Source organism: Streptomyces sp. NPDC006208, assembly GCF_040613775.1.
In the GTDB taxonomy this organism is placed as follows: Bacteria; Actinomycetota; Actinomycetes; order Streptomycetales; family Streptomycetaceae; genus Streptomyces.
This window is the reverse complement of record NZ_JBEXSW010000075.1, coordinates 16,929-27,050: the sequence shown is the minus strand read 5'-3', so window position 1 is coordinate 27,050 and position 10,122 is coordinate 16,929. Positions and strand designations below refer to the sequence as shown.

Annotated in this window: 8 protein-coding genes and 2 pseudogenes; 5 read left to right on the top strand and 5 right to left on the bottom strand. The window is 69.4% G+C overall.

Translation table 11 applies throughout. From position 1 onward, the window contains the following. Nucleotides 1-1,330 precede the first annotated feature (1,330 nt). Complete coding sequence (locus ABZ208_RS36900; protein WP_356913827.1) at nt 1,331-1,696, top strand: hypothetical protein; 366 nt, start codon at nt 1,331-1,333, stop codon at nt 1,694-1,696. Nucleotides 1,697-1,747: 51 nt separating this feature from the next. Continuing rightward, complete coding sequence (locus ABZ208_RS36895) at nt 1,748-2,659, top strand: hypothetical protein (RefSeq protein ID WP_356913826.1); 912 nt, start codon at nt 1,748-1,750, stop codon at nt 2,657-2,659. A 198-nt stretch (nt 2,660-2,857) separates the two neighbouring features. Here the strand turns inward: ABZ208_RS36895 and ABZ208_RS36890 are convergent, their stop codons facing one another. Further along, a complete protein-coding gene (locus ABZ208_RS36890; RefSeq protein WP_356913825.1) occupies nt 2,858-3,085 on the bottom strand; it encodes a hypothetical protein in 228 nt (75 codons plus the stop codon). A 1,070-nt stretch (nt 3,086-4,155) separates the two neighbouring features. On the opposite strand from ABZ208_RS36890, the gene ABZ208_RS36885 reads away from it, so the two are divergent. Both ABZ208_RS36885 and ABZ208_RS36880 read left to right on the top strand, forming a co-directional pair. Then, nucleotides 4,156-4,398 carry a hypothetical protein gene (locus tag ABZ208_RS36885; protein WP_356913824.1) on the top strand — a complete coding sequence of 81 codons (243 nt, stop codon included), beginning with the start codon at nt 4,156-4,158 and terminating at the stop codon, nt 4,396-4,398. Next, a complete protein-coding gene (locus tag ABZ208_RS36880) occupies nt 4,398-5,087 on the top strand; it encodes an integrase (protein WP_356913823.1) in 690 nt (229 codons plus the stop codon). Before ABZ208_RS36885 ends, ABZ208_RS36880 begins: the two co-directional genes overlap by 1 nt. 179 nt (nt 5,088-5,266) lie before the next feature. Here ABZ208_RS36880 and ABZ208_RS36875 read toward each other — a convergent pair whose 3' ends face one another. Beyond that, nucleotides 5,267-5,545, bottom strand: a complete 279-nt coding sequence (locus tag ABZ208_RS36875) for a DUF6355 family natural product biosynthesis protein (RefSeq protein WP_356913822.1) — start codon at nt 5,543-5,545, stop codon at nt 5,267-5,269. A 435-nt stretch (nt 5,546-5,980) separates the two neighbouring features. Between ABZ208_RS36875 and ABZ208_RS36870 the strand changes: the two are divergent. Next, nucleotides 5,981-6,647: pseudogene (locus tag ABZ208_RS36870) on the top strand (class I SAM-dependent methyltransferase). A 101-nt stretch (nt 6,648-6,748) separates the two neighbouring features. Here ABZ208_RS36870 and ABZ208_RS36865 read toward each other — a convergent pair. The 3 genes and pseudogenes from ABZ208_RS36865 to ABZ208_RS36855 form a co-directional block, all read right to left on the bottom strand. After that, a complete protein-coding gene (locus ABZ208_RS36865) occupies nt 6,749-6,928 on the bottom strand; it encodes a hypothetical protein (RefSeq protein ID WP_356913821.1) in 180 nt (59 codons plus the stop codon). 474 nt (nt 6,929-7,402) lie between these two features. Then, nucleotides 7,403-8,740: an FAD-dependent oxidoreductase gene (locus ABZ208_RS36860; RefSeq protein WP_356913820.1), complete on the bottom strand. Its 1,338-nt coding sequence runs from the start codon at nt 8,738-8,740 to the stop codon at nt 7,403-7,405. Between the two features lie 1,027 nt (nt 8,741-9,767). After that, nucleotides 9,768-10,097 (bottom strand): annotated as a pseudogene (locus ABZ208_RS36855) (SDR family NAD(P)-dependent oxidoreductase); the annotation flags it as partial. Nucleotides 10,098-10,122: the final 25 nt, after the last annotated feature.

The window sequence follows — 10,122 nt, the reverse complement described above, 5'->3', positions numbered from 1 at the left end:
GTGCCTCCGACCCCCACCGCACGGAGCGGTGGGGGTCGGATGGCCACTTCCCTCCAACGGGCACGGGACGCAGGAGTTCCGGAGCTCTTCCGGCCCCGGATGCGGTTGTAGAGCGTGCCGACGCAGACGCCGAGCATCCCGGCGATGGCCGTGACGCTGTTGGCCGGGTCGGGCAGCGCGGATGAGGCCCTCGTTGACGGGTGGGTGGGACGTCCTTGCGTGCGAGCACGGGCGCGGGCGGCAGCCAGGCCCTCGTGGGTGGAGAACGACTCGCTTGGGTGACGGCGACGGCCGCCCGCATGGCGTGGTCCGGTTCCCGGTACGCGACGTGTCCGCACTGCACAAGGAGCTGTTCGCCCGTCCGAACGCTCCATAAGCAGCAGGTCCCAATGGCACAGCACCATCAGCAAAGCCTGGTGCACCGCCTCTTCGGCAGCCTCATCGCTGCTCAGGGACGTCAAGGCGTAGGAGTGGAAGGCTTCCTGGTCGGCCACATAAACCGCTTCGAATTCCAGCGGAGGACTCAGCGCGGCAGCCTCGGCCCCCGGCTGCCGCTGCCATCCTCCGCCCGTACGTCGGCCATGTGGACGCCCCTTGCGATGCGGCTGCCTTGTCAGGGGACCGCAAGGGGAGGGGTGGGGGGCGGGGCCCGGGTCTCCTCCGTGGGCGGGACGCTCAGCCACGCCTCCGTGGGGCGCACTGTCGACGAGCTCACCGGCTGGTGTCCCGTGCTGTCGCTCCCGCCACACTGCCGAGATGGATCCGGCGACGCAGTCGTCGTCCAGCGCGCCCTCAAAGACCTGGCAGACGCCGCCCAGCAACCGGTCCCAGGTCATCAGTATCCAAGCAATACCTGCGCGCAAGTTCGCGAACGTCCGTGAGATCAGGATGCCCAACGTGTACCAGGCCACGTCTTGAGAGGCCGGCCTGCCGGTGGGGGGAACGACCGGCTCGCGTTGGGACGTTTGCGACACCGGCCGGTCCCTCCGTCTGGCCGACCGCCGAGCGGTGCACGTTTGTCTGCACTTGGGAGAGCACTCGGAGGAGAACGCCGACACAGGACTGGCCGGCGGCTGCATCGCGCAGGGCTGCGTGTTGCCCGTGGCTCAGCGGAGAAGCCCCGAAGCCGCATGGTCCAAGGCTTCTCTGCGCTCGTCAGCGGCCGATGAGCTTGTGCAGCACGGGCGCGCTGATGGCCGAGCCGGTTAGGCCTGTGAGCAAGGCGCCGGCGCAGCCGGTGTCGCTGTGGTGGAGTGGTCTTGCCGTGGGAAGGATCCCTTGCTTGTGGATCGTGTGAGGGGACCAGGGACCAGGGGCCGGGGGAGGGGTTATGGGGCTGACGGCAGTACATCCGGAGCGAGGGCGCCTGGATGCGACCGTGGAGGATCTCGGCTGCGGCTGGAGATGGGAGGCGGTTCACCGGGTCCGGCCGCTGGCCGAGTTGAGGTGTCCGGAGTGCGGTCACGGCTTGCGGGCCAAGGTGTCACCGCGGGGGCTGAGGTTCTTTGCGCATCTGCCCGGGGCCCGGGCCTGCGCGCTGGCCGAGGAGTCGATGGCCCACCACCTCCTCAAGTTGGAACTGGCGACTGCCGCCCGGGCCGCGGGGTGGACAGCCGACCTGGAGGTGAGCGGCCCCGGCCGTGCCTGGCGCGCCGACGTCGTAGCCTCGGCCGGCGGTCGCCGGATCGCGCTGTAGGCACAGCTCGCGCCCATCACCCCTGACCACATACGAGTCCGGACGCAGCGCATGGCTGCGGACGGGGTGCCCTCGGTGTGGTTCTCGGACCGTCCCCGGCCGCCATGGCTGGGCGTCGTCCCCTCGGTGCGCCTGGCGGCGGGTGAAAACGGTGTGGCCGTCGTCGAGGGCCTGGCCCGGTTCGCCCACCCCACGTGGTGGCCGCAAGACCCCGTCCCGATCGCTCAGTTCATGAACCGGCTGTTCACCGGGCAGATCGTCTCGCACAGACCGCGTGTGGCCATGTCGCGCACGGCACGGTCTCTGGCGACCGTGTGGACCACCGAGGCACACATCCGGCTTGAGAGGTCCTATACGGACTGGCAGGAGCAGCAGAAGCAAAAGGCAGCCGAGAACGCGAGGCGGGAGGAAGAACGACGCCGGGTGCGTGAGGAGTTGCGGGCGGGCGAGCGCGACGAGGAGGAACTCCGGCACGATGAACAGCAGCAGCAAGAGGCCGAGGACCGCCGTCAGTGGGCACGCCAGGCCGCACGCTCCATCGAACTCATCGCGAGAGCCGATCACACTCGCCTGGCCCTCGCGCGGCACTCGGGCAGGCTGCCCGGCATCCAGCGCGCCATCGTCCGCCTCGCCCAGGAACACCGAGTGCCCGTGGTCATCGGCCGGAGCGTCGGAGACCCTCGCTATGCCGGCGGCGTGCCGCTCGTGGACGACGACGGCACCCTCCTCGGCGTCTTCGACCCGCTGCCCACGCACTCCGCCTCCTGTACCTTCCTGCGAGACGTCGGCGTCCGCCTGATCTTCCCGACAAAGGAACGCCGCGCTCAGCCTGCTGAGGCAGGATCTCCCGGTCCTGGACTACTGGACAGCCGTCGTCTGAGCCCGGACCCCCGCCAGCAGTGTTACGAGGAATTCGCCCTGTCCACTGGGGGGAAGGCACTCCGGCTGCGCCAACGCGAGTAGACCGTCAGTGCCTATCTGGGGGATCTTTCTGGGGCTGCGGCCCCTGGGGTGCACGCTTGCCGCGTGGCGGGGACCTCGCGTGTTCGCCCCGGGCGTGACCTTCGGTCCTGCCCCTGCAATCTGCGGCTGGGCCGGCTGCCTACGCCAAGGTCAGGCGGACACCTGTGGCGTCGGGGCCGCTGCCCGGCTTGGTCGCGGTCAGGTTGAGTTGATTTCCGTCGATGGCGGCGCGCCGTATGACGCGTCGTTCCGCGGGTGCGCGTCCGACGGGTCGGTGATGTCGACGACGACTTGGCCCACTTGGCGGGAGCCGGGGTCGTCGATGCAGCGGGGGGCCGGGTCGTCGGACGCGAACAGGTCGATGGTTACCGTGGTTTGGTCACTGCTCACGGGGGTCACCTCGACGGCGATGCCGTCGGACTGCACGGGCCTTCCCGCAGCGATCAGGCATCGTCGTGGTCGGCCGCCGTCCGCGCCGGGCCACGCCGCCCTTGGGAGACGTGGAACCTCGCCGTGGCCGACCTGGCTGTCAGGCATCCGTTCCGGGCTCTCTCCGAAGACCTCCGGCTGATGCCGCGGGTAGATATAGGGCATTGATCGATGTGGCGTCCCTCTGGGAGGATGTCGTCCATGACGAACCGACGAAAGGCCTATGGCGCGTAGACGGCCAGGCCAGGTGCGCGCCAAGCTGTCGCGCAGGCTCCGCCCGGAGCATGGCAGGAAGACCGTTTCCGGGGTCTCGGCGCGCGCACAGAGCGAGATTGCCACGTTCGAGGATTCACATCTGTGGCCAGGGGCCATCGCCGACGCGATGACGCGGTGGGTCGGCACTGTTCACGGGCCGGCCCGTGGGCTGACGGATCCGCAGTTCCGTGGCTGCGGAGTTGAGGCGTGCTGCCCCTCTGATGCTCATCCACGAGAGATGCTGGAGCAGGCTCTGTGCGGGCTTCCGCCGGGAGCGTCGCGGGAGCTCCGGCGACGGGTGCGTCCTCTTGACGAGTTGTTTCTGTGCCCGCACGATCGTGGACTCCTATGGCGATCCGTCTCAGCCATGGTGGTTGCGGAGATGCTGAACTTCGCACAGGGGGATGCCTCGTAAGCGCCCCTCCGCCGTCCGGCCGGAGTCCGGACCATGCCTGCGGTGCGGCACCGGGCAGGACTACTGCGAACGGTATGACGCAGCGCTGTGCGTGGTGTGCGACCAGTGGCGTGAAGGCGTCTGCGGTGATCCTCATTGCACGTATTGCCGACAGCGGCCCGAACGACCAAGCCTTGCCCGGGAACACGCCCCTGCTGAAGCCGTCTTGCGTCGGGCGGCCCGGCTGGCCGACCGGCGATCCCTGTGGTCCCGGGAGCGGATCGCCTGAGACGGGACAGCTGGGCCGGCACTGCAGTGCCTGGTGGCTCTGCCCTGCGTCCTTCTGGAGCCTGGACAACCTCCCCATCCATATCCGGGAGTCCAGAAGCGGGCTCATCTCCGGTGAACAGGACGTGTCATGACAGACAGTCGGGTAACAGTCGTACCGGTCGTCACCTCGGCGCCGCCGGCCCGGCCCGAGGACTACGATCCCGCTACCCGGGCCGCGCTGGAGCACATCGGCGGCCAGGCCGTGCCCGCCGTCGCGGACGGCCGCCCGGAGCGCACCCGCAAGGGCTATGCCCAGGACTGGGCGAGCTGGAGCAAGTTCTGCGCCGACAGCGGTGTCCCCTGCTCGCCGTCACCCCCGGCACCCTGGTGATGTTCACCGAGTGGCTGTGGACCCAGCCCGGATCGAAGCCCGGCACCTGCACCGCACCGTCCACCATCGACCGCCGCCTCTCCGGCACCGTCGTCTCCGCCCGCACCGAGCACGGCGTCACCCCGGAGGAGGGCGTCGCCCGCCTCGCCTGCAACCGGCTCAAGCAGCTCGTCAAGCAGATGGAGGCCAACGGCGAGACCCGCGTCCAGGCCCCGCCGCTGCTGGTCGAGCACCTTGCCCGGATCAGCGCCGCCCGCCCGGACAACCTCATGGGCCTGCGCGACGGTGCCCTGGTCCTCACGCAGGTCCTCATGCACTTCGCGGTCGCCGGCCGCGAGCACGAACCGGCCCACAACCGGGTACGCGACTACGCGGACACCCCGGGCGGCATCCGGGCCGACCTGCGCGTCTCCAAGGTCCGCCCTCGGGTTGTGCCCGTCCCCTACGGCTCCCGCTCCTCGATCTGCCCGGTCCGCGCGTGTACCGCGTGGAGGCAGGCCGCCGGCCTCGACGACCCCGACGGGTACGCGTGGCGCCGCCTGCACTCGCGCTGGCACACCGTGATGGAGGCCGGGCTGCAGCCCGAATCCGTCGGAGACGTCATCACCCGTGCCGGCGAGCGCGCCGGGATCGGGATCCGCTTCACCGGACACTCCCGCGTCGCGGACTCGCCACGTCCTCCTGCCTGAAGGGGCACGACCAGCTCGTCGTCGCCGAGCAGGGCGGCTGGGCGCCGTATTCCGAAGTGCTCGCGGGCTGCCTCGAGGTCGTCGACCAGTGGGAGGACAACGCCCTGCCCCAGGGTGCTGCAGCAAGCACCCTGAGAAGGACGGCGTGCTGGACGACCGCTCGACAACTACCGCCCAGTTCAGCAGAGCCGGCCGGTGTACCAGGCGTTGCGGATCTGCTGTGTGGTTCCGAGTTGGGTGGTGCCGGGGTCGACGCAGTGGGTGGTGTCCCACCAGTTGATCCGGTCGATCTTGATCTTGATGCGGGAGCCGTCGTTGGTGCAGTGGTTGTAGAAGGCCAGGTGGTTGCGGGTGAAATACCCGCAGGGGTCGGCCGAGGGGGCGGCCGTCGCTGCCGGAGCGGTGGCGCCCAGCAGGAGCGCGGTCAGGGCGAGGGGGAGCAGTCGTCGTGTGCGCATGACGGAAACGGTACCCACACGGCGAAGCCGGCGAACACTGCCCGCAGGTCCGCGCCTGGTCGGCGCGGGCCCTCGGTTCGTCCCGGACGGACGAGTTGCAAGAGATGTCATGCCGACCGCGGCCGCCGACGACGTGCTCACCCGGATCGGGGCGAGGGCGGGACTCGGCAACTGTCCGGCCAGGGCGCGGGGGAGCAATGGACCGAGAACCGGCGCCAAGGGCCTTGCCGTGGACAACGGGACCGCTTCGCGCAGTTCCGGCGCGGTGGTGTCGCAGCTCAGTGCCACCGATGCCACAGACAGTGGGCCGCTCTGCGGGACAACTTCAGAGCGGTCCCGCGACCGATGCCCCGTCAGCCGCCCACCAAGGCCGACAGATCCTTGGCCCCGGTCTTCGTTCCGATGTTCCCAGGACTGTCGTCCTATTGTTGGCTGATGCGCGCACACCGTATTGACCGCCCCGCCGATCTCGACGTGGTCCGTAAGTCCTATGACCGGGTGGCTGACAACTACGCCCACATGGTGGTGACGACGGGAGTCGGAGACATCCGTAGCCATCCATGGCTCGGCATCAATCGATGCCTTCGCTGACACCGTGAGCGAGCTCGGGCCTGTCCTCGACGTCGGCTGCGGACCCGGAACGGTGACCGCCTACCTTGCCGAACGCGGACTCGACGTGTCCGGGGTGGACCTCTCTCCTCGAATGATCGAGAACGCGCGCCGTCTTCATCCGCAATGCCGCTTCAGTGTCGCCTCTGCCACCGCCCTCGACCTTGGTGAAGCGTCCCTTGGCGGCGTGCTCGGGTGGTGGTCACTGTTCAACCTTCCTCGCGATGTCCTTCCTCAGGTTCTCGCCCTGTTCGCGCGCGCCCTGAAGCCGGGCGGACACTTCATCACCGCGACACACGTCGGCGACGAAGACGCGGTGCGCACCGAGGCCTACGGAGGTGTACCCGTTCGTTGGACGACGCACAAGTGGCGGCCGGAACAGCTCGTGGACCTGATCGAGCAGGCTGGACTGCGCCCGGTCGCCGAACTTCGGCTCCCTGCAGATGAGCAGAGCGGGCCGGGTCTGGTCGTCATGGCCGAGCGCCCCGCCTGAGGACCAGGTGCCGGAGGCGGCACAGGGTCTCGTGCCGGGACCGTCACCTGACGTCTGCCGCTATTTTCCGTTCGGACACTCCCCAGGGGCCCAGCTGGCGGTCACCACCGGACCAGGTTTCCAAGGAGCACCGGCGACAGTTGAATACGCGAGCCACCGGTATCGACCACCGACTCCCGGATGTTCTCCCGCTCGGTCTCCGCGATCGCTGCGAAGAACGCGAACAGCAGCTTGCCGGGGCCGGTGGGGTCGTAGATGCCGGGCAGGGGCCGGGCGAGCATCTCTCCAGGACCAGGCCGTGGGCGGTGAGGTGGTCGGCGAGCGCTGTGGGTTCGGCGGCATCGCGCCCCAGCCGCTTCGTCGCGTGGACGGTGAAGATGACCTGGCGGTGCGGGGCGTGCGCCTTGATCTCCCGTGCTCTTCAGCGCCTCGTCGAAGGCGGGGCGGACTCGCACGCGGGTGCTGATCTTCTGGCTGAAGATCTTGTCCCTCGGGATGCCCTGCTTGCTGAGCGCGTCGAGGTGCGAGTCGCGTTCCTGGCCGAGGGTCGGGCACTCTGCGTAGCCGATGCGGATGTCCGCGCTCGGCAAGTCCGGGTCGACGGCGGCCGGTGGCGGGGTTGCCCGGCCGCCAGGCCGCCATGGCCGGCCTGGCCCGCGGTCGGCCGGGGTCGGCACCGCTTCGGGCGTATCGGCAACTGCCGGCCGAAGAAGCTCCCTGCCTGCCAGAGTCGGGCGGGGTCTGAGTGGCGCAGGTCAGGAGTGCATGTGCTGCAGGGCTCTCATCGCGCTGTCGACGACCTCGTCGTCGGACGCCCGGGCGAGCCGGTGGGCGTGGTCGCCGCCGTTGAGGCCGAGGAGGACGGGCTTGCCGAAGGTCTTGTATCCGTTGACCCACCAGGGCCACAGGCCGGGGTTTTCCGGGTCGGACCATTCGATGACGTCGGCGTCCTTGTCCCAGAAGGGCTTGGGGAATTCGAGCCACAGTTTGTCGAGGAGGCCGGCTCCGAGGCTTTCGACGGCCTTCTGCTTGAGGGCGGGCAGGGCCGGCTCGAAGTCGATGCTCGCGGCTTTGAGCACTCCGATCGGGACGGTGACCACTGCGCGGTCGGCCCGCACGGTGTTGCCGTCCCGTAGGGACACGCTCACGCCGTCGGTGCCGTACTCGATGCCGGTGACGACCTGCCGCGTGCGCACGGGGACGTCGCCGCGGACGTGCTCGAGGAGCCGGTCGTAGCCCCGCGGCAGCAGGAGGTCCGGGCCTTTGGGGTCGCGGCCTTCGAGGGTGGCTGTCACCGAGAGCTGACGGGGCTCGGCGGCGTATTCCAGGGGATAGTTGATGGTCAGGGCGGTGCGCAGCGCGGCGGAGGGGTTGCGGGGCATGACCGAGGCGACGGTGGCTTCGTCCGGGTCCTCCACGTTCTCCAGCTTCTCCTCGTAACGGGCGAGCTCGCGCATCGCCTGTTCGTCCTCACCGGTGACGTTGTCGTGATCGAAGGTGTAGCTCGGGTCGCCTGTTTCCTTCAGGACGCGGGTCATGACGTTGCCCGAGGAGCCGTGGATCCAGGAGGCCCCCATCTCCGCCGGGACTCCGGCGATGTGCTGGGTCCAGATCCGCCCGCCGAGCCGGTCGCGCCCTTCGAGAACCGTCACCTGGTAGTCCTCGTCGAACAGCGCGCGAGCGCAGCCGAGTCCGGCGAACCCGGCCCCGATGATCACGATGTGCTCACCCTCCTCGGCCGCGGCGATGACTTGCCTGGCCGCGCGCCGTCCGCTCTCCAGGGCGCCGTGGGCTGTGGAGGGCGCCTCGGAGGACGTCGCCTCCCCGGCGAAGTACAAGCGCTCTCCCACCGGCGAGGCCAGCATGGTGCGTGCCCGCGCGCCCAGGCTGCTGGGCGCGAGGTAGGAGTAGGAGCAGCGGGCGAAGGGGTCGACGGACCAGGACGTTCGCAGGTGTGTCACCGGTTCCCGGACCGCGGGGTTGCCCCGCCTTGGCGTTGTGCCCGGCTTGCAGGAAGCCACCGTCCCGGTGACGGCCATAGCGAGAGCCGAGCCGAGCAGCCTGCGGCGCCCGATGTTGTTCGGTGACTTCATGCGAAGGGATCCTGTCCAGGTGAGCGGTAAGGGACGGTCGCCTGCAAGACGAGAGCATGACAGTCGTGGTCACGCAATTGCGGTTGCTTCCTGGCGACGACGACGGCTGGCTGCCCGGCCCGGCCCCGCCCCCGGGCGGCCGTCGAGGTCCCTTGCCCGGGCGCCCCACAGTGGCCGCGCGGAACCGCTCCACGAAGGTGCTGACCGCTGAGCCCACCAGCCGCTTGAGGCCGGGGAGGGCAGGTCCGGCAGGTGGTGGACGCCTCCCTGTGGCCCGGTGGCCCACCTCCCACACCTTAGGCCTCCCTGCAGCCCTCTCCCAGGGTGAGTTCCCTGCTCAGGTCTCTCAACCTTGGGCGATCTCACGCTTTCCGCGGAGACGTAGTTCTGTGATCACGAACTTCCGCGAGGCAGGTTCGGGATGCCACGTGTCGAGCCGGAGTCCGTACGGGTGCAGCGCCTCTGCCAAGTCCGCGTACTCCTCGATGCTCGGGTTCCGTCCTCGGAAGAAGCTGAGGAGCGTGTAGCGGTACTCCGTGTGAGCGGGGCCGTGGAGCGCGCCGACCAGATCGCCGATCTCATGTGCGGTCCATGTTGGTCTCGGCCGGCCTCCCGGCCCAAGACTGCACCAGCACTTTGGCCCACGCGGACGCTGTTTGACGTAAGAGACGTACGAGGGAGGGGGTGTCGGCGGGAGTGTGGGCGGAGCCGTAGCGGGTGAGCATCGGCTCGATGGCTTGGTCGCGGCCGGCTTTCTGCAGGGAGCGTACGAGTGCGATGGCTTGGTCGCGGCCGGCTTTCTGCAGGGAGCGTACGAGTGCGAGGGCTTGGTCGGCCGAGTGAGGCGGACGCTGCAGCAACTCGTCCAGGTCCTTGAGGTCGTTCCAGAGCCGCTCGGGCGGACCGGGAATGTACCGGTGACGAATGAGGGGGTGCCGTGCGGGAGGCGGTCTGGGTTGTTTCAGGGCCTGCGACAACGGTGCTGAGCTCGGCGTCCGTGGGCAACCCTCCATGTCGGCCAGCTCCCGCCGAGGTCGACACCGGGCGTGGTCTGCAGGGCCAGAGAGCGGACATGGCTGAACTGGCTGACGATCCGCGGGTGTGCCGAGCGGCGCAGCAGCGGCAGCATCGCGTTGGTGACCCGGATGACGCCGATGACGTTGGTCTCCACCAGCCGCCGCACGGTCTCCAGGTCGAGGGTCGTGGGCTCTTCCGGCCAACCACCTGCGACACCGGCGTTGTTGACCAGGACGTCAAGGCGTCCCGCCCGCTGCTCGATCAGCTGCGCCGTGGCGGTCACGCTCGCGTCGTCGGTCACGTCCAAGGGCACGCCGAACGCGTCGACACCCGCCGAGCGGGAATGCCGTCGTCGGCGCCGCCGG

Bases quoted from the DNA above. Each gene is read 5' to 3' on its own strand.
- ABZ208_RS36885 (WP_356913824.1), top strand. From the start codon at position 4,156: ATGACAGACAGTCGGGTAACAGTCGTACCGGTCGTCACCTCGGCGCCG.
- ABZ208_RS36880 (WP_356913823.1), top strand. From the start codon at position 4,398: ATGTTCACCGAGTGGCTGTGGACCCAGCCCGGATCGAAGCCCGGCACC.
- ABZ208_RS36860 (WP_356913820.1), bottom strand. From the start codon at position 8,740: ATGAAGTCACCGAACAACATCGGGCGCCGCAGGCTGCTCGGCTCGGCT.
- ABZ208_RS36865 (WP_356913821.1), bottom strand. From the start codon at position 6,928: ATGCTCGCCCGGCCCCTGCCCGGCATCTACGACCCCACCGGCCCCGGC.
- ABZ208_RS36895 (WP_356913826.1), top strand. From the start codon at position 1,748: ATGGCTGCGGACGGGGTGCCCTCGGTGTGGTTCTCGGACCGTCCCCGG.
- ABZ208_RS36875 (WP_356913822.1), bottom strand. From the start codon at position 5,545: ATGCGCACACGACGACTGCTCCCCCTCGCCCTGACCGCGCTCCTGCTG.
- ABZ208_RS36900 (WP_356913827.1), top strand. From the start codon at position 1,331: ATGGGGCTGACGGCAGTACATCCGGAGCGAGGGCGCCTGGATGCGACC.